The sequence below is a fragment of the Dyella amyloliquefaciens genome (assembly GCF_004296575.1).
Taxonomy (GTDB): Bacteria; Pseudomonadota; Gammaproteobacteria; order Xanthomonadales; family Rhodanobacteraceae; genus Dyella; species Dyella amyloliquefaciens.
In genome coordinates, this window is record NZ_SAYT01000004.1 from 160538 (window position 1) to 178508 (window position 17971).

The following is a 17971-nucleotide window of genomic DNA, read 5'->3' on the forward strand; positions in this document are numbered from 1 at the left end:
CGCTGAACCTTAGTTCGGCGCCAGTGGCTTCTGCAAGGTCGGCCCGATACCTAGCTGGTGAACTCCACTGTCTGCCGTGGAATCCGGAGCTTCGGCGAGTAGCGCTCGGTCCTGCAGCCACGGGATGTCCTCGCGAGGGCCGCGCACATAGATTTCCCATGTGCCGTAGTCATTGCCGGTGTGGCTATCGAACGCCGGATTGTTGAAGTCGTGCAGATGGAATTTGACCGGTACCCGGCTGTACCAATAGGGCTGCCCCGCCTCTAAGCCTGCGGACGGGACCTCGAACGTCGACCGCTTGATGGCTCTTATCGAGGCGGCAGCGAGATCCCTGCGGTAGATTGCTTCCTCACCGCGGGTCACATACTGATGCAGGTTCACCTGTTCTGCATCCGCATCGAGCACGTGTCCGTCGCGACCAACGCGCGCAAGCACATACACCGTTCCGGAAACGCGCCCCTCGTAGGACCTGCGCGGATAGCTCGGTCGTACGCGATCCTTCCAATGCATAACCTCATTGGCCGGACGGTTGGCATCTTCGAAGTGCGCAGAAGCGAGGCGAAGCGTGGTGTGCCTTCCATCGACATCGGTGGCGACAATACGCATGGTCATGTCTTCTTCGACGGGCGCCGCCGGCTCATGGACGAACATGAGCTTCCACGTAGCGATGTTCTGCTTGATCAGATCGATGACCGGCGGAGGAAGCTTGTCGGGCTCTCGAAGACTGTAACTGATGATGCTGCCGTCGGGATTCAGCACCGCCTTGCCTTCGACCAGCATGCTGGCCTCGACCTGATGGCGGAGATCGTCTGCCAGCGCGCCATTGGCAAGCAGCGCGGCCAGGAAAACCGTAGCCAGAGAAAGGGCACGCATGGTCTATTCCCCCGAAAAGACGAGCGCAGTCTAATCACGGCGTTCGGCAGGTAGCAACGTTAGGTTGCCACCTGCCGTGACGGTGCAAACCCTTACCAGATCCGCACCCGCTCCTTCGGATCGAGATACAGCTTTTCCCCAGCCTGAACTCCAAACGCCTGATACCACGCATCGAGATTGCGCACCGGCCCATTCACGCGGAACTTGCGGGGCGAGTGTGGATCGCTGGTGACCTGGCGGCGGATCGCGTCGTCGGTGAGCTTGCCGCGCCACGCCTGCGCCCAGCCCAGGAAGACGCGCTGGTCGCCGGTGAGGCCGTCGATCACCGGGGCGGGTTTTCCATGCAGCGAGGCGTGGTAGGCGTCGAGGGCGAGCGTGAGGCCGCCGAGGTCGGCGATGTTCTCGCCCATGGTGAGGTTGCCGTTGATGTGCACGCCGGTGATCGGCTGGAACGCGTCGTACTGCGCACCGAGCTTCTTCGCGCGTTCATCGAAGGCCTTGGCGTCGGCGGGCGTCCACCAGTCGCGCAGGTTGCCGTCGGCGTCGATCTTGCGGCCCTCGTCGTCGAAGCCGTGCGTGAGCTCGTGGCCGATCACGCCGCCGATGGCGCCGTAGTTGATGGCCGGATCGGCGTAGGGATCGAAGATCGGCGGCTGCAGGATGGCGGCGGGAAACACGATGTCGCGCAGCGAGCCGTTGTAGGCGTCGTTGGTCTGCGGCGTCATCGACCAGTCGCTGCGATCGACTGCGCCGTTGAGGCGGTTCACGTAGAACGACCAGTCCGCCTTGGCGGCGTTCAACACATTGCCGACAAGGTCGTCGGGACGAGTGGTCACGTTCGAGTAGTCGCGCGGATGATCCGGGTAGCCGACCTTGATGGTGTAGGTATCCAGCTTGCGCAGTGCTTCCTCGCGCGTCTTGGGTCCCATCCAGTCGAGCTTCTCGATGCGCACGCGATAAGCCGCCTTGAGGTTGGCCACCAGCTCCTCGATCTTCGCCTTGGACGACGCGGGGAAGTACCTGGCCGTGTAGAGCTCGCCGACGCCCCAGCCGAGATTGCCGAAGCAGGAGAGGCGGTCGCCCACGCCACAATCCCCGCCGGATACGGCATGCACGGCTCGCTTCCAGCGTGCTTCCTGCTGCTGCTGTCCCGACAGCGTCTTGTCATGCATCTCGAAGTACGCGTCCTGGAACGGCTTGGACAGGTAGTAGGCGGCGTTGTCCGCGATGCGTGCGGCCTGCCATGCCTGGATGGTGGTGACCGGTGTCTTCGCATACAGCGCGGAGAGCTTCGGGAAGGCGGTCTTCTCCGCCACCACGATCTGCTTGAGATCGCCGAGCTGGGCCGATGCCAGGTAGTCGTGCCAGGCAAAACCGGGCGCCAGCTTCTGCAGGTCCTGCACGCTCATCGGGTTGTACATGGCGACCGGGTCGCGCTGCGCCACCTTGTCCCAGCTGGCCTGGGCGATCGCGGTTTCGAAGGCCACCACGTCCTTGGCCGCCGCATCGGGGTTGGGCCAGTCGACGAGGGTGAGCAGTTGGGCGACATAGGCCTGGTACGCGGCCTTCTCCTTGGCGAAGGCCGGCTTGAGGTAGTAGTCGCGGTCGGGCAGCCCGAGACCCGCCTGGGTGACGTACACCGCGTAGCGCGAGTTGTCCTTGAGATCCACGTCGAACACGAGGTCGAACAGCGCGCCGTCGAAATCCGTGCCGGTACGTCCCATCAAGGCGGCCTGCGCATCGCGCGTGGTGGCCTTGCGCACGGCCTCGAGCTGCGGCGCGATGGGCTTGGCGCCAAGTGCATCGATATGCGCCTCGTCCATGTAGGACTGGTAGAAGTTGCCGACCTTGCCTTCGAGCGAGGTGCCGGGCGCATGGCTCTGTGCGGCACCCTCCATCAACGTGTGCAGCCGCTGCTCGGTGAGGTCCGTCATGGCCAGGCGCAGGCTGACCGCCGGCTTGTCGGGCGGGATGGGCGTGTGGTCCAGCCAGGTACCGTTGGCGTAACGGAAGAAATCGTCGCCCGGTTTCGTCGCGGTATCCGCACCGGCCCGATCGAATCCCCATGTGCCGTACTGCGGCTTGGTTGTCGCCGGGTCGGCGGCATGGGCGACACCGAAGACCAACGCGCTCATGCAAGCGACCGCCAGGATCCTGCTGACCATAAGCACTCCACCGTGTTTGAGGTGAAGGGATGCTCGCACGGTGGCGGGGTGCTGCCAGTGCTGGAAGTTGTACTTTCCGCGCAAAAGGAAACGGCCCGGCTAGTGCCGGGCCGTCGGTCAGTCTGGATCGAAGGCCTTAGCCGGCAGCGCGCTGCTTGTGGATGCGCTGGCTGTCCTTGTTCAGCGACTTGTTGAGGTTCTTCTGTTCCTGCTTGGTGAGGTGACCACCATGCTCGGCCTCGTCGCGGCTTTCGCGCGCGGCGATATTGGAGTCCTGCTTCTCGTCGCGGGCAGCCTGCTTGGCGTTGAGCTGGCCATCGGCCACGCCGGCCTGGACGCGGTCCTGCTGGTTCTCGAGACGGCTGTTGACTTCACTTACGCGCGGATGGCCGGGAACATTGTCCGGCGACGTGGACTGCGCCATGGCGCCGGCGCTTGCGAACGCGGCCACCATGGTGAAGGCGATCAGGGTGAAGCGCGACGTCATCTTGGTCTTCATGGCTTGCGATCCTCTCTTCCGGTGGTTGGAAACAGCAACGGGATCCCTGTGGATGATCCGCTGCTGTTTCGCTGATGGTGTTTCCCCTGCGAGCTTTTCCAGAATGGATGGCTCGATGCGGAGAACGAGGGATCACAGTCGCCGTTGACGGGATGACACGCGATTGCCCGGTTTCATTCAGCTGCAGGCAGGTTCCGCGTGATGCAGCACGGCATGTCGTCAGCCAGCCGACAGCGGTGCGCATGACGAAGGCGTTTCAAGCTTACGCGCGGCCTTCGGAAAGGCTGCGCAAACTGCCCAGTCCTTCCTCGAAATCCTTGCCCACCATCTTGTCGATATTGAACAGCAGGCCCATCAGCTTGCTGGTGAAACTCGAGCGGCCGTGCATGGCCCAGGTCACCTGTGTGCCGTCACCGCGCGGTTCGAGCACGAATTCGGCCGTGTTGGTGGCCTTGAAGGGCGCGAAGAACTCCAGCCTGATCTCGATGCGCGCGGACGGCGTGGACTCGGTGATCTGCATGCGTCCACTGCCGATGTTCTTGTTGCCGCTCCATCCATACGTCGCGCCTTCACCGGCATTCGGTCCTTCGTAGCTGCGTTCCATGGTGGGGTCCTTGCGCTCATACGGCGACCACGCCTGCCAGTGGCGGAAATCGTTGATGAAGGGAAAGACCCGTTCCGGCGATGCCTGGATGGTGGCGGTTCGTTCGATGCGGAACTGGTCGGGGCGCATGGCCGCCACGCCGAGCAGCGCGGCGATGACGAGCAGGATGATGACGATGGCGATTAGCATGATGTGACTCCTTGATGGATCGTTGCGGACCGGCGTCAGGCGTCGGCCGCTTCCCTGGGCAGCATGTGCAGGTAAGGCTGTGCTTCGCGCAGCACGCGTTCGAACGAGGGGCGCTGCATCAGGCGCAGCAGATAGGCCGCGGTATGCGGATGCGATTCGTCGAGCGGTATCACCATGTTCGCGTAGAACAACGCGGGCGATGCCGAGCAGTCCGCCATGGTGTAGTTGTCACCCATGGCCCATGTGCGCGTCGCCATGTCCTTCTCCAGCAGGTCGTAGGCAGTGCGCAGGCGATGACGCGCTTCGCTCACCCCATAGTGGTCGTGAGCGTCGGCAGGGCGAAGCCGGTCAGTGACGACCTTCTGCATTGCTTCGTTGACGTACAGGTCGAAGAAGCGATCGCGCAGCCTGGTCTCGCGGGCCAGGTCGGCATCCTGCGGAACCAGTGCGACCTTGCCGGGATAGTGTTGCGCCAGGTATTCGATGATGATGCTGGACTCCGGCACCAGGCAGTCGCGGGCATCGTCGCGCAGCAGCGGAAACCTGCCCATGGGCCACAGCGCATAGAACGAGGCACGCGCTTCCGGGTCGGCCAGATCGACCAGGTAGGGATGAAACGGCGTGTCGTTCTCGTACAGCGCGATCAGCGCCTTGTGGCAGAACGAGGCGAGCGGATGCATGTAGAGCGTGAGTGACATGTTGAACCTCGTGCGTGCGGGTCAGCGTTGCGGGGAGGCCAGGGCAACCTTGTCCTTGCCCGGTTCGTCGACCAGTGCCTCGACCTGGATGCGCAGCACCACGTCCATGTTGAAGCCGTAGTTCTTGCCGCCATCCATGCCGAAGTCATCGCGCTTGAACGTGGCGTAGGCATCCGCGCCGCAGATCTCGCGCTTGAGCATGGGATGCGGCATGCACTTGAACGTGTTGATCGCAAGGTCGACCGGATGGGTGACGCCATGCAGCGTCAGCTCGCCGGTGACCTTGGTGGGCGCGCCGTTGACGAACCCGGCGAGCTTGCCCTTGTAGGTGGCCCGCGGATACTTGGTCACGTCGAACAGCTCCGGGCCGCGAGCCACCTCGTTCAACGTGTCGAGCCCGAAGTCCGCGCTGGACATATCCACCGTGATGTCGACGCTGCCGGTGCCTGCACTCTTGTCCAGCGTGATCTTGCCGCTGGTGCTGTTGAACTTGCCGCGCCAGGTGGACAAGCCGCCCATGTGATCAGCTTCGAAACTGGGGTAGGTGTGGGCGGGGTCGATGGTGTAGCTGGCCGGGGCGGCATGAACCGGTGCGCCGAAGGTGGACGCCATGGCCAGCGTAGCCATGGCGGCGTGCCGGGTGAAAGGGGGCAATGCGGTCATCGTCAGCTCCTGAACGGTGGGGTTTCGCGGGCCACTCCGGCCGCGCTCACTTCAATGACGAACGGGCAGCGGGAATTTCGACATCGGACTTCGGGAAGTCGGTATCGCTTGTCCTGCGGGCGGTGGACGCCTCAGTCGACGATGAAAAGACGTGCGCCCGTGGGCGTGCTGGAGCGATGCGCGGCATCGCCGAAGTCGGACACTTGGTAGCTCATGCCGGGCGTGAGCACGAAGCGGCGGCCATCCTTCAGCTCCGAATGCAGCTCTCCCTCCAGCACATAGAGCACATGGCCGCGATCGCACCAATGGTCGGCCACATAGCCGGGGCTGTATTCCACCAGGCGCACGCGCAGATCGCCGATGTTGAAGCTGCGCCAGAGCGCCTCCCCGGATTCGCCCGGGTGTCGCGTGGGCGGCACGTCGGCCCAGTTCGTCACTGTGAACGGCAGGGAGGGAATCTTCATCGGCGTGGCGTCCTGTGCGCGATGCGATGGTTATTCGACGGGATAGGGGCCTTCAGCGAAGACTTCGGCGTGATAGCCCTTGGCGCCTACGAGGCGTGCCATTGGGCTGCGGATGTCCTCGCCGGCCTCCGCCTGGCCGACCAGGAAGGCGAAGTCGTAGCGCGGTTGCCAACCCAGTTCCTCACGGGCACGTGCGTTGATGTACACGCGGTCGATGCCCTGCGCCATCTTCCAGCCAAGGCGTGCATAAACCTCGGCATACGCTGGCACGCGCCGCTGCACGACCAGTGGCGCATTCGCGCGCAAGGCGGGCATGTCCTCCGGCTGCAGCGGCGAGGTGGCGCTGATGATGTAGCGGCGGAAGCCGAGCGTGTTCGCATGGCGTGCGGCCAGCAGGTGCGCACTCACGACGTCTTCGATATCCACGCGCCGGTGCAGGTACTCGTTCACCTTGAGGTTGTCGTCGGCGTAGCTCGCACGGGCATGGCGATCGTCGTCTTCCTCGGGGAAGAAGCGCGAGGTGCGAAGCACCATGCACGCCAGGCCCTGGTTGCGCTGGAACAGCTGGCACAGGTCTTCCGCCGCCGCCTTGGTGACGCCGTAGATGTTCTTGGGAATCGGGGTGACGTCTTCGGTGATCCATGCGGACGGTTCGCCGGCCGGCGGTACCAGCGCGTCGCCGAAGACGCTGGTGGTGCTTGTGTAGACGAAGGATTCGGCGCCCGCCATGACCGCTTCTTCGAGCAGGTTGAGCGTGCCGGTGAGATTGACGTCAATGAAGGCCTGCCGGCTATGCGTCGCGACATGCGGCTTGTGCAGGGTGGCCGGGTGAAACACGTGGCGTACGCCGGCCATGCAGCGCTTCACCGTGGTGCGGTCGGCCACGGAACCGAGTTGTGTGGTGAAAGGCCCCTCGACGATATCCAGGCCGATCACTTCGTGGCCGAGGTCGCGCAGTGTGCGCGCCAGTGCTTCGCCGAGATGGCCGGAGCTTCCTGTGACCAAGATACGCATGCGTGCGGACCGATGAGCCGGGGGAAGTGACCGATCCTAGCATTGCCCTGCCGCGCCCGGCAGCCGGGTCTCAAACCTCCGCCTTGAAGGTCTTGCCCAGCGCCTGGCCGCGACCCACGTAGTGCCGGAACAGGTAGAACAATGGCTGGTAGCGCCGCGGATCGATGTGCTGCGTGCCAGCCACCACCACGTCGTCGTGCGCATGTACGTGCAGCACTTCGAGTTCCGCGATGACATAGCCACCGGCCGCATCGCGCCACGCCTCCAGCGGGCGCTCAACGGCCAGGACCAACCGCGCTTCGAGTTGCAGCGGGCACTCGGCGATGCGTGGTGCGCCGACGGTCAGCGATGGCGCGGTGTGCACGCCGGCCAGCGCGAACTTGTCGGCCTCGTGGCGATAGCCGTTCTGCCGCTTCCATGCGGGCACCGGGTCACGCCCCGTGGTGGGGGCCAGGCGTTCCACCGCCTCGTACTGGTCCTCGCCGGCAAGGTTGAGCACGCACTCACGTTCGCGCTGCAGGTTGGCGAGGCCCTGGCCACCGCCGGCAAGTCCGATCACCACGCGATCGGCAAGCGCCCATGCGGAGGACATCGGCGTGATGTTGGTCGAACCATCGGGATTGCGCGTGGTGATCAGCACGACCGGCGTGCCGAAATAGAGGATCGATGGATGAATGACGCGACTGTCAGGCGAGCGGAAACTGTCCATGCCTGCAGTGTGCAGCGCCGTGTTCGACGAGGTTTCGCTGCGCAGCGAAGTATCCGCCGAGGCACGGCGCTAGACTGCACGCATGAGCGATACCGTCGCCCCCAGTCGCTATCAACTCGCCGAGATTGGCGCTTTGCTCGCCGAGCCTGCGCGGGCCGCCATGCTGCTGGCACTGATCGACGGCACGGCGCGCCCCGCGGGCGAGCTGGCGCAGGCGGCCGGTGTGGGCGCCGCCACGGCCAGCGCCCATCTCAAGCGCCTGCTGGAGGGCGGTCTGCTCGCGGTGCATGTGCAAGGTCGCCACCGCTATTACCGGCTGGCTGGCGAAGAGGTGTCGGCATTGCTGGAGGCCATGGCATTGCCACGCACGCGCGCCACGCTTCCGGTTCCCGCCGGCGGGGACCGCGCATTGCGCCTGGCGCGCACCTGCTATCGCCATCTCGCGGGTCGGCTCGGCGTGGGGTTGTGCGATGCGATGCTGGCAGGCGATTACCTGCACATGACGAGCGAAGGGCTGCGGTTGCGCGAATCGGGTGTAGTTGCGCTGGTGTCGGCAGGTTTGCGGGAAACGTCCGCCCAGGCCCTGGTATCGCTGCGCGGGCGCAGCTGCCTCGACTGGACCGAGCGGCGCATGCACGTGGGTGGCCCGCTGGGCGTGTCGCTCACCGATGCCATGCTCGAGTCCGGCTGGTTGCGTCGTCGGTCCGACAGTCGTGCATTGCAGCCGAGCGACGACGGGCTTCGCCGCCTGGTGGCACTCGGCGTGCGCATCGACGCCAGCTGACGTTCGTCACTGCAACTGCGAGAACAGGTTACGCAAGGCCATGTCGCTGCCGAGCGGCGGCAATGCCAGCAGGTTGTCGAGCAAGGCGATCTGCTGGTGGCAGGACTGGGCATGGAAACCCGCGCCCGGATGCACTGGCACCGATTGCGCGGCAGCGCTGCGCGCCTGCGACAGTTCGCGCGCTCCCAGTGACCAGTTCACCGTGATGATGCGTTTCGGATCATTGTCGGCCAGCAGGTTGGCATAACTGTCGCCGTTGGCCATGAAGATCGCATCGGCCGGCTTGCCCGGATCGAAGCCTGCGCCATCGAGATAGCGTCCGCAGGCATCCGGCGAAAGGCGCCGGCTGATCATCTGCAGCAGCTCGCGCCGCGCGGTGGCAAAGGCACGCACGCGGTCCGCCGTGACCGTGCGCATCGCGGATCGTCGTGCCTCATGCAGTGCGGTCCACATGGAAACGCCATAGGCCCGATCGGTTTCGGCATTATCGGGCTTGTCGAGCAGACGCAGGTCGCGCTGGGTCCAGGCGTCGTAGATGGGCGGCCATTGCTGGCGTATCAGCGCCATCGCATCGCCCATGCGCTGCGTGTGGGCGTGCATATGCAGCGCATACAGGAATTGCTCCTGTCGCCACTGCTCGGCGGTCAGCACGCGATCGTCCACGCGCAGGCCGGTGATGATGTAATTGGCGAACAGCTCGTCGGCATGGGGCGAATACACCTCGTCACCCTGCTTGGCGAACGCCAGGCGGATGAAATCCGGTGAGGCGCCGGCCTGGGCCAGCAGCGACTTGTACTTCTCCTGCAGCGTGCCGACATAGGCCTGTGAGGCGTGGCTGTCGATCATCGAGCGCATCTGGTGGAAGCCGAATGTCGAGTGGGTCGACGCGATGCGCTGGCTGGCGCCGATGAAGGCGAGCGTGCAGGCGCTGGCGCAAAGGTGATCCACTTCCACGGTGATGTCGGGACGCGATGCGAGGAAGTCGTGCAACTGCATGCCGTTGTCGACGTCCCCGCCCACGCTGTCGAGCACGAGGCGATGGATCGACGGATGAGCCCTGAGCGCGTCGACGACCGCATCGGCATAGCCGACGCCGATCGTGCCCTTGGCCACGATCGCCTGGCCGCCCGCATCCGGCGCAATCGTGTACTGGCTGAAGCGCCGCTGCTCCGCGGCACCGGCGGCGATCTTCTGCAGTGCCGCCCATTCGGTCGGCAGGGTGCCGATGGTGGCGAGGATGCCGAGCACCATCAGGATATTCACGACGATCGCCCAGCGACTGCCGCTCACCGCGGCGGCACGCAGGGTGCCGATCACCTGCCATACCGAGATGAGCAGGCGCACCGCCGCAGAACTGGCGACCACGATGAGCAGATGCGATAGCGAAAGGTGTGCCTGGTTGAGCCATCCCAGCATCATGGTCTGAAGCAGGGCCAGGCCCAGGCTCACCAGCACGTTGTTGCACCAGTAGGACTGGGCCAGGGAGAGCTCGCCGCGCCAGTGCGCCAGCAGGTAGTTGGTCCGCGGTTTCGACGGCAGCGGTGGAGGGCGCTGGCCCGGCGGTTCGAGCGGCAACGTGCCATCCCACGTAGGCGGGACGCGCTCGGTGCGGCGGTACGTCGGATCGGGAAAAGCCATCGGACAGCCCTCAGAGCGGTGACCGGAACGACTTCCTGCAATAAAAGCGGCGGCGCCGACGTGGCGCCACCGCGGGGTACGGCATCAGGCCTGCTTGCGCTTGAACAGCTTGGCGATCACGCCGCCGACGGCCGCAACGCCGAGCACGATGAACTTCTTGAACGCTAGCAGCAGTACGCCCAGTTTGGCGAACAGGCCCGCCTTGGCGGCGATGCCACCCGCCACCAGCGCGGCGATGCCGTAGGCGGCGGCCTTGTCGGTGCTCGGGTTGTAGTCGGTGTAACGCTGGCCGGCGTCGAAGTCGGCCATCTCCACCACCTGCGGCATGTCCGCGCGCACCTGCGCCAATGCTTCGATGGGCGCCACCGCGTTGAGCGAGAGGTAACCCTGGCGCCCCAGCACGCGGATCGCATAGTTCAGCGTGCGGTTTTCGTCGGAGCCGTTGGTTCGCTTGAAGCGCAGGTCCTGCGCCCAGTACAGCTTGTGGCTCGCGGTGTCGTAGTGAGGCGGCTCGGCCCAGCCCATCAGTTCGATCGCGGGATAGCCTTCCTTGAGGCGATCGGCGTTCTCGTCCTCCGTCGACTTCTGCATGTCCTTGAGCATGTCGTTGTAGTCGATCTTGGCCGCATCTTCGTCGGACACGTAGCCATCATCGACAAAGGTCACCACCACCGCCCAGTTCTTGTCGTCGAGCACGGCGCGCGCGTCGCTGCTGGGCAGGATCATGCCCAGCACGTCGCTGTCGGGCGGGTTGTTCCACAGCTGGGTGAGCACGCGCTGCGCGTCCGCCGCGGGCAGGAAGCTGTAGCCGTCGGCAATGTTGAGCGTGGCCTGTGCGCCCGGAAGGGTCACCGGGCCGGTGACCGGGTGCAGCGTGGCGACAAACTGTTCGGCCGTCATGTCGCCCGATTCCTCGGCCAGCACGGGCGTGGTGCATGCGAAAACAGCCAGCCAAAGCACTGGCAGCATCATCTTGCGAAGCATCTTGGATTCCCCTGGTTCGTCCTTGGATACGCATCGATCGATGCGGCCGCGGCTCCCCCGTGGCGCAGCGACCGCACGATCTTACGATGTGCGGCACACCACGGCGACCACCGGGATCAGGTGGTTCAGGGCGACTTGGGGGCTGGCGAGCGCTCGAAGCTGCCAGCGTCACCCGGGAACACCACCGGGCTCTCATAGCCATCGGCCGAGACGGCGGAGACGCCGAAGAACCAGTCGTCGATCACCACGTCCTTGATCACGGCCTGTTCCACGTCGCCCACCACGCGGCTGTACTGCCACTGCGGCGCAGTGGTGTCGCGCCAGTGCACCACGTAGCCGGCGGCACCGGGCACCTTCTTCCAGTGGACGGTGGTATCGGTGGCCAGCGCGCCTTCGGTGCTCACGCCGTTGGGCGGGGCCGGGGCGCGGCTCAACGAGGCCATGGTGATGGTGTTGAGCGCGGTGACGCGGGCGAGGTAGCGGAAATCCACACCGTCGATGGTGTCGCCGTACTTGATGCCCTTTTCAGTACGAAGATCCTGGTGCTGGCGGGTGTAATCCTCGTGGCCTTCGCTCACGCGGACTGCGGGGTAGCCGGCTTCGAGGAACGGCACCTGGTCGCCGCCACGGCTGTAGCGGTCAGTGCGGTAGACCATGTGCACGCGGAAGTCGGGCAGGTACGTCGAGGCGAGCTGCTCCATGTAGCGCGCGATGTTGCGCGAGGGCGAATCCACTTCGCCGCCGTGGTACGCGCGGTACTTCGCCTGCTCCGGCGTCTCGTTGGTCTTGGTGCCTTCGGAGAACACGCGCACCGTGAGGTTGTCGATCACACCGTTCTGGCCGTGGCTGTTGCCCACGATGTCGTTGTTGAGATCGGTCTCCACCTTCCAGCCCTGCGCCACGGCGTAGTCGGCCAGCACCTTGCCGCCGTACAGGCCCTGCTCCTCGCCCGACAGCGCGGCGAACACCAGGGTGGCGTCGTTGTCCTGCCTGGAGAGGATGCGCGCCGCTTCCATCAGCGCGGCAACGCCGGAGGCGTCGTCGTTGGCGCCCGGTGCGTCGGACTTGGTGTTCATCACGTCGGTGACGCGCGAGTCCAGATGGCCGGTCATCACGATCACGCGCTGCGGATCACCCTTGCCGCGCTTGATCGCCACCACGTCCATCACTTCGGTCGGCTGCGGGATGCGCTTGCCGGTGAACATCTGAGACGGCGTGACCACCTCGATGCAGCCACCGCATTGCCTGGAAATTTCCTCGAAGCGCGACTTCACCCAGCGGCGCGCAGCGCCGATGCCGCGCTTGTCCGACTTGGTGTCGGACAGCGTATGGCGCGTGCCGAAGCCGACCAGCTTCTCGATGGTGGCGTGCAGCTCCGCCTCGCTGGGTTGGGTGGACAGTGCCAGCAGCGACGGCTGCTGCCGCGGCTGCACCGGCGCCTCGTCGGCGAACGCGGTGGACACGGCAAGGCTCAGGGCGAGCGGAAGCAGCAAGGGAACGGGGCGCATCGGATTCTCCGGTAAGGCAACAGCCCACTGTAGCGCCGCCCAACGGGCGCGCCCCCTGCCGGAGGGCAGGGGCCGGACCGCTAGCGGGCCGGCGGCACCAGGGTAATCTCGAACAGTTTGGGCCAGCGCTTGCCGGTGACGAACAGGCGGTCGTGCTGGGCGTCGTAGGCAATGCCGTTGAGCACGTCGTTGGAGGGATCGGGCAGCTTGTTGATATCCAGCAGGCCGGTGAGGTCGATCCAGCCCTTCACGTGGCCGGTGGCCGGGTCGATGCGGGCGATGCGATCGGTCATCCACACGTTGGCGTAGATCTCGCCCTTCACCCATTCCAACTCGTTGAGATTGAGCACCGGCTGGTCGCCGTCCGTGACCAGGATGCTGCCCACCGTCGCCAGTGTCTTGGGATCGAGCACGCGCAGCACGGCCGAACCGTCGCTCATGTAGATGTGCTGATCGTTGCGCGTCAGTGCCCAGCCTTCGCCAGGGTAAGTGAAGGTGCGCTCTTGCTTGAAGCTGGTGAGGTCGTAGACGAAGCCCAGCTGGTCCTTCCAGGTGAGCTGCACGATGTGCTGGCCCCAGTCGACGATGCCTTCGCCGAAATACTGCGCCGGCAGGTCGTGGCGCTGCACGACCTTGCCGCTTTCCAGCTCCACCTTGCGCACGGTCGACTCGCCGGCTTCGCCGGTGCTCTCGTAGAGATAGCCGTCCTTGTAGAACAGGCCCTCGGTATAGGCCGAGGTGTCATGCGGATAGGTGTGCACCACGCGATAGCCGTAGACCGGCGTCGTGGCATGGATGGAGGCGGTGGCGGTGAGCGCGGCGATGGCGGCCGCGCGGGTGAGCCAGCGGATCATGCAGGGTGTCCCGTGATGGTGCGTAAGGGGCTGAGCTTAATGCAGAGCACGCACCCGGAAGTTGCGGCCTTTGATCTTGCCCGCGCGCAAGCGTTCCAGCGCCTTGTTCGCAAGATCACGCTGAATCGCCACATAGGCGCGCGTGGCGAACACGTCGATCTTGCCGATGCTCTTGGCGTCGAGGCCCGCATCGCCAGTCAATGCGCCAAGAATGTCGCCGGGACGCAGCTTGTCCTGACGACCGGCGTCGATCACCACCGTTTTCATCGGTGCAAGGTTGAGCTGCTTGCCGCGCGGCGCCGACAGCTTGAGCGGCTGCCAGGGCAGCGGCTTGCCCATCTGTTCCTCGATATTGAGGGCCTTGGGGCGTTCGCGGGGCGTGACCAGGGTGATGGCATGGCCCGTTTCACCCGCGCGACCCGTGCGACCGACGCGATGTGTGTGCGTATCAGGATCGTGCGCGATGTCAAAGCTCACCACCAGCGGCAGCGCGGCGATATCGAGGCCACGTGCGGCAACGTCCGTTGCCACCAGGATAGAGCAACTGCGATTGGCGAACTGCACCAGCACTTCGTCGCGGTCGCGCTGTTCCATGTCGCCGTGCAGGGCCAGGGCGGAGAAGCCGCGCTTGTCCAGCTCGTCGGCTACCGCGTCCACGTCCTTGCGCATGTTGCAGAACACCAGGGCGTGCTGCGCGTGTTCCTTGCCGAGCAGCTGTGCGAGCGCATCCATCTTTTGCGCCGGTTCCACTTCGTGGAAGCGCTGCTCGATGGTGACCTCGTCATGCGGCGTTTCTACCGTTACCTCGACCGGATCACGCTGCAGGCGCTTGCTGACCTGGCGGATTTCTTCGGCGTACGTGGCGGAGAACAACAGCGTCTGGTGGTGCTTGGCGATGCGTCCGACAATGTCGTCGATGGCTTCGGAAAAGCCCATGTCGAGCATGCGGTCCGCTTCGTCCAGCACCAGCACCTTGATGCCGCCGCCATGCAGGCTGCCGCGCTTCAAGTGCTCCTGCACACGGCCGGGCGTGCCGACCACGATGTGCGGATCATGCGTGAGCGACGCCAGCTGCGGACCCAACGGCATGCCGCCGCAGAGCGTCAGCAGCTTCACATTCGGGATATTGGCAGCCAGCTTGCGGATGGCCTTGCTCACCTGGTCGGCCAGCTCGCGGGTGGGGCACAGCACCAGCGCCTGCAGGCGAATGGTGTCCACGTCCAGGCTTTGCAGCAGGCTGAGGCCAAAGGCCGCGGTCTTGCCGCTGCCTGTGCGGGCCTGTGCGATCACGTCGCGGCCCTCCAGCATCGGCGGCAGGCTCTGGGCCTGTACCGGGGTCATCTCGGTATAGCCGAGGGTCTCCACGCTGGCGAGCAGCGCGGGCTTGAGCGGGAGCGTGCGGAAATCGGTCATGCGGCATTGTCGCATGCCGCCCCGGGCGGGGCAGGAAACGGCCAGGGCCGGGGGCGCTTACGCCCCCGTCCCCTGCAAATCAGCCCTGCATCTCTTCCAGTTCCATGCCCTTGGTCTCGCGCACCGTCTTCACCACGAAGACCAGCGATATCAGCGCGAAGGCGGCATACAGGCCGTAGGCGAAGCTCAGGCCCATTTCGGCCAGTGCCGGGAAGCTGCTGGTGATGATGAAGTTGGCGATCCACTGCGCGGCGGCGGCCACGGCCAGTGCGATGGCGCGGATGCGATTGGGGAACATCTCGCCCAGCAGCACCCACACCATCGGGCCCCAGCTGAGGCCGAAGAACACCACGTACGCATTGGCCGAGACCAGGGCCACCATGTTCCACGGCGCGGGCAGGCTCAGCGTGGCGCCGCTGCCGGTGGCCTGCGAGAAGCACCAGGCCATCGCCGCCAGCGTCACCGTCATGCCGGCCGAACCGATGACGAGCAGCGGCTTGCGGCCGATGCGATCCACCAGCGCGATCGCCACCAGCGTCACCAGCACGTTCACGACCGACGTCGCCACGGTGATGGAGAACGAGTCGGCCTCGCTGAAGCCGACCGAGTGCCACAGCGTGGACGAGTAGTAGAAGATGACGTTGATGCCCACGAACTGCTGGAACACCGACAGCAGGATGCCCACCCACACCACCGGCAGCAGGCCAAAGGCCGTGCCGCGCAGATCGCGCAAGGTGGGGCGGTATTCGGAGTGAAGGCTGTCCTGGATGTCCTTCACCTTCGCGTTGAGCGCCGTTTCGCTGTGCATGTCCAGCACGCGGCGCAACACGTCGTGCGCTTCCGACAGCCGGCCCTTGGCCACCAGGTAGCGCGGTGATTCCGGTACACCCAGTACCAGCGAACCGTAGATCAGCGCAGGAACCACGGCGACCAGGAACATCCAGCGCCACGCGGCCAGACCCATCCACAAGGGATGTGCGGCGCCGCCCGCGGTTCCGGCAAGCCAGGCGTCGCTGAGCAACGCAGCGAAGATGCCGAGCACGATGGCGAGCTGTTGCAGCGAACCGAGGCGTCCGCGCACGGCGGCTGGTGAAACCTCCGCGATGTAAGTCGGCGCGATGACCGATGCCATGCCCACGCCGATGCCACCGACGAGGCGCCAGAACACGAGGCTGGCCACGCCGGACACCAGGCCCGAGCCCAATGCACTGAGAGCGAGGAACAGTGCTGCGATCTGCATGCTGCGCACACGGCCGAGGCGATCCGCGAGAGGACCCGCATACCATGCGCCCACGGCGGAACCGAGCAGTGCACACGACACGGCGAAACCGATCTGCCCCGCGCCCAGCCCGAAGTTGCCGCGCACAGCATCCACGGCGCCGTTGATCACGGCCGTATCGAAACCAAACAGGAAACCGCCGAGCGCCGCCGCTGCTGCGATCAGCACTACGCGCGCCGTGGCACGCTGGCCCAGATCATCGACAGCGTTCGTCGATGTTGAAGGTGTATTGAGATTCATCGCCTCTCCCCATGCAAAGTCCGACGATTCTGCGCTGGCAGTCGCGGGTACAAGGAGTGAATACGTATGCACTAGAGGGGGAGGGATGTCGAGTTTTTGCGGCCCGAGATGGAGATGGTGCAGGTGCGCAATGACGTGTTCTGTGCGCCAGCTCGGTGGATGGCGAAAGCGATGGTACGGAGAGCAGGTTATTGGTGCATTGCACCACCAAAAGCTCTCCTCAGGAGCGGCCCCTCACCCCGGCCCTCTCCCCGGAGGGGAGAGGGAGAAGTGAAGGACAGAGGCGAAAAACGCAGCTGCATTAAGTCCTCAGAGTCATGGCGCGTTGCGATGTAGCCGCTCGCTATCGGCGGAGGCGGTCGCAATCCGGGCTCCGGACCCTGCAGGCTCGTATCCCACATATCGCTATGAGCCCTGGCTCTGAAGGCCATTTTCTTTGGGTTACTTTTCTTTTGGGCCAGCAAAAGAAAAGTGACTCGAGCGCCGGCAGGGGATCGAAACGCCCGCCGCGTAGGCGGCACCCTGGCGGGAGCGCTAGATCAAATGCGAAAGTCACTGGATTCCCGCGTTCGCGGGAATGACGGGGAAAAGACCGAGGCGAGAGTTTTCGCGCACTGGGTGCGCTCCTACAGGGGAGCGGCCGTAGTGAGGTTTATTCGCCTCCTCACCACTGCGTGCGATTCGGCAACAACCCTTTCAACTCCGCCTCAGTGAGATTCCGCCACTGCCCCTGCTTCAAATGGCCAAGCTTCACATTGATGACGCGCACCCGTCGCAACTGCGTCACGCGATAGCCGAACTCCGCCGACATCAGGCGGATCTGCCGGTTCAGGCCCTGGGTGAGGATGATGGCGAAGCCGAACTTGGCGATCCTGCGCACCTTGCAGGGCTTGGTCATCTGGCCATGGATGCGCACGCCGCGCGCCATGCCCTTGAGGAATTCATCGGTGACCGGCTTGTTCACCCCCACGAGATACTCCTTCTCGTGGTTGTTCTCGGTCCGAAGGATTTCATTGACGATGTCGCCGTTGCTGGTGAGCAGGATCAGCCCTTCCGAATCCTTGTCCAATCGACCGATCGGGAAGATGCGCTCTTTGTGGTCGACGAAATCGACGATGTTGTCCTTCACCGTCTGGTCGGTGGTGCAGGTCACGCCCACCGGCTTGTTCAGCGCGATGTAGACCGCGCGCTTGGCCGACGGCGTCGCGGCGAGAATGCGCGCTTTGACGACTTCGCCATCCACGCACACCTCATCGCCCTCCAGCGCCTTGGCACCGGTGGTGACGACTTCGCCGTTGATGGTGATGCGACCGGCCAGCAGCATCTCGTCCGCCTCGCGGCGGGAGCAGATGCCGGCTTCGCTGATGTATTTGTTGACGCGCATGGATGGATC

Annotated in this window: 17 protein-coding genes; 1 reads left to right on the top strand and 16 read right to left on the bottom strand. The window is 64.9% G+C overall.

Features of this window, described 5'->3' with window-relative positions:
• Window positions 1-9 precede the first annotated feature (9 nt).
• The 9 genes from EPB08_RS11060 to EPB08_RS11100 form a co-directional block, all read right to left on the bottom strand.
• Window positions 10-873 carry an energy transducer TonB gene (locus tag EPB08_RS11060; protein ID WP_130619153.1) on the bottom strand — a complete coding sequence of 288 codons (864 nt, stop codon included), beginning with the start codon at window positions 871-873 and terminating at the stop codon, window positions 10-12.
• Between the two features lie 92 nt (window positions 874-965).
• Entirely contained in the window at window positions 966-3008 is a 2043-nt protein-coding gene (locus EPB08_RS11065) for a M13 family metallopeptidase (RefSeq protein WP_229238312.1), read from the bottom strand.
• 166 nt (window positions 3009-3174) lie between these two features.
• Entirely contained in the window at window positions 3175-3537 is a 363-nt protein-coding gene (locus EPB08_RS11070) for a hypothetical protein (RefSeq protein ID WP_229238313.1), read from the bottom strand.
• Window positions 3538-3799: 262 nt separating this feature from the next.
• Window positions 3800-4330 carry an SRPBCC family protein gene (locus EPB08_RS11075; RefSeq protein ID WP_130619155.1) on the bottom strand — a complete coding sequence of 177 codons (531 nt, stop codon included), beginning with the start codon at window positions 4328-4330 and terminating at the stop codon, window positions 3800-3802.
• 35 nt (window positions 4331-4365) lie between these two features.
• Window positions 4366-5028, bottom strand: a complete 663-nt coding sequence (locus EPB08_RS11080; protein ID WP_130619156.1) for a glutathione S-transferase family protein — start codon at window positions 5026-5028, stop codon at window positions 4366-4368.
• Between the two features lie 21 nt (window positions 5029-5049).
• Entirely contained in the window at window positions 5050-5682 is a 633-nt protein-coding gene (locus EPB08_RS11085) for a YceI family protein (protein WP_425598255.1), read from the bottom strand.
• Window positions 5683-5822: 140 nt separating this feature from the next.
• On the bottom strand, window positions 5823-6155 hold the full coding sequence (locus EPB08_RS11090) for a DHCW motif cupin fold protein (protein WP_130619157.1): 333 nt from the start codon (window positions 6153-6155) through the stop codon (window positions 5823-5825).
• 30 nt (window positions 6156-6185) lie between these two features.
• Window positions 6186-7169, bottom strand: coding sequence for an NAD-dependent epimerase/dehydratase family protein (locus EPB08_RS11095; RefSeq protein ID WP_130619158.1), 984 nt, complete (start codon window positions 7167-7169; stop codon window positions 6186-6188).
• 70 nt (window positions 7170-7239) lie between these two features.
• Complete coding sequence (locus EPB08_RS11100) at window positions 7240-7878, bottom strand: flavin reductase family protein (RefSeq protein WP_130619159.1); 639 nt, start codon at window positions 7876-7878, stop codon at window positions 7240-7242.
• Window positions 7879-7960: 82 nt separating this feature from the next.
• Between EPB08_RS11100 and EPB08_RS11105 the strand changes: the two genes are divergently transcribed.
• Window positions 7961-8662, top strand: a complete 702-nt coding sequence (locus EPB08_RS11105) for an ArsR/SmtB family transcription factor (RefSeq protein ID WP_130619160.1) — start codon at window positions 7961-7963, stop codon at window positions 8660-8662.
• Window positions 8663-8668: 6 nt separating this feature from the next.
• Here the strand turns inward: EPB08_RS11105 and EPB08_RS11110 are convergent, their stop codons facing one another.
• From EPB08_RS11110 to EPB08_RS11140, 7 genes are all read right to left on the bottom strand, one after another.
• Window positions 8669-10300, bottom strand: coding sequence for a Clp protease/crotonase-like domain-containing protein (locus EPB08_RS11110; protein WP_130619161.1), 1632 nt, complete (start codon window positions 10298-10300; stop codon window positions 8669-8671).
• Between the two features lie 84 nt (window positions 10301-10384).
• Complete coding sequence (locus EPB08_RS11115; protein ID WP_130619162.1) at window positions 10385-11284, bottom strand: DUF2167 domain-containing protein; 900 nt, start codon at window positions 11282-11284, stop codon at window positions 10385-10387.
• Between the two features lie 125 nt (window positions 11285-11409).
• Entirely contained in the window at window positions 11410-12792 is a 1383-nt protein-coding gene (locus EPB08_RS11120) for a M28 family metallopeptidase (RefSeq protein ID WP_130619163.1), read from the bottom strand.
• A gap of 80 nt (window positions 12793-12872) precedes the next feature.
• Window positions 12873-13646: a glutaminyl-peptide cyclotransferase gene (locus EPB08_RS11125; protein WP_130619164.1), complete on the bottom strand. Its 774-nt coding sequence runs from the start codon at window positions 13644-13646 to the stop codon at window positions 12873-12875.
• Between the two features lie 36 nt (window positions 13647-13682).
• Window positions 13683-15059, bottom strand: a complete 1377-nt coding sequence (dbpA, locus tag EPB08_RS11130; protein ID WP_130619165.1) for an ATP-dependent RNA helicase DbpA — start codon at window positions 15057-15059, stop codon at window positions 13683-13685.
• Window positions 15060-15138: 79 nt separating this feature from the next.
• On the bottom strand, window positions 15139-16578 hold the full coding sequence (locus EPB08_RS11135) for a sugar porter family MFS transporter (protein ID WP_130619166.1): 1440 nt from the start codon (window positions 16576-16578) through the stop codon (window positions 15139-15141).
• 664 nt (window positions 16579-17242) lie between these two features.
• Window positions 17243-17962 carry a pseudouridine synthase gene (locus EPB08_RS11140; RefSeq protein WP_130619167.1) on the bottom strand — a complete coding sequence of 240 codons (720 nt, stop codon included), beginning with the start codon at window positions 17960-17962 and terminating at the stop codon, window positions 17243-17245.
• Between the last annotated feature and the right edge of the window lie 9 nt (window positions 17963-17971).

Bases quoted from the DNA above. Each gene is read 5' to 3' on its own strand.
- EPB08_RS11140 (WP_130619167.1), bottom strand. From the start codon at position 17,962: ATGCGCGTCAACAAATACATCAGCGAAGCCGGCATCTGCTCCCGCCGC.
- dbpA (WP_130619165.1), bottom strand. From the start codon at position 15,059: ATGACCGATTTCCGCACGCTCCCGCTCAAGCCCGCGCTGCTCGCCAGC.
- EPB08_RS11135 (WP_130619166.1), bottom strand. From the start codon at position 16,578: ATGAATCTCAATACACCTTCAACATCGACGAACGCTGTCGATGATCTG.
- EPB08_RS11070 (WP_229238313.1), bottom strand. From the start codon at position 3,537: ATGAAGACCAAGATGACGTCGCGCTTCACCCTGATCGCCTTCACCATG.
- EPB08_RS11120 (WP_130619163.1), bottom strand. From the start codon at position 12,792: ATGCGCCCCGTTCCCTTGCTGCTTCCGCTCGCCCTGAGCCTTGCCGTG.
- EPB08_RS11125 (WP_130619164.1), bottom strand. From the start codon at position 13,646: ATGATCCGCTGGCTCACCCGCGCGGCCGCCATCGCCGCGCTCACCGCC.
- EPB08_RS11105 (WP_130619160.1), top strand. From the start codon at position 7,961: ATGAGCGATACCGTCGCCCCCAGTCGCTATCAACTCGCCGAGATTGGC.
- EPB08_RS11060 (WP_130619153.1), bottom strand. From the start codon at position 873: ATGCGTGCCCTTTCTCTGGCTACGGTTTTCCTGGCCGCGCTGCTTGCC.
- EPB08_RS11075 (WP_130619155.1), bottom strand. From the start codon at position 4,330: ATGCTAATCGCCATCGTCATCATCCTGCTCGTCATCGCCGCGCTGCTC.
- EPB08_RS11100 (WP_130619159.1), bottom strand. From the start codon at position 7,878: ATGGACAGTTTCCGCTCGCCTGACAGTCGCGTCATTCATCCATCGATC.
- EPB08_RS11065 (WP_229238312.1), bottom strand. From the start codon at position 3,008: ATGAGCGCGTTGGTCTTCGGTGTCGCCCATGCCGCCGACCCGGCGACA.
- EPB08_RS11090 (WP_130619157.1), bottom strand. From the start codon at position 6,155: ATGAAGATTCCCTCCCTGCCGTTCACAGTGACGAACTGGGCCGACGTG.
- EPB08_RS11095 (WP_130619158.1), bottom strand. From the start codon at position 7,169: ATGCGTATCTTGGTCACAGGAAGCTCCGGCCATCTCGGCGAAGCACTG.
- EPB08_RS11080 (WP_130619156.1), bottom strand. From the start codon at position 5,028: ATGTCACTCACGCTCTACATGCATCCGCTCGCCTCGTTCTGCCACAAG.
- EPB08_RS11115 (WP_130619162.1), bottom strand. From the start codon at position 11,284: ATGCTTCGCAAGATGATGCTGCCAGTGCTTTGGCTGGCTGTTTTCGCA.
- EPB08_RS11110 (WP_130619161.1), bottom strand. From the start codon at position 10,300: ATGGCTTTTCCCGATCCGACGTACCGCCGCACCGAGCGCGTCCCGCCT.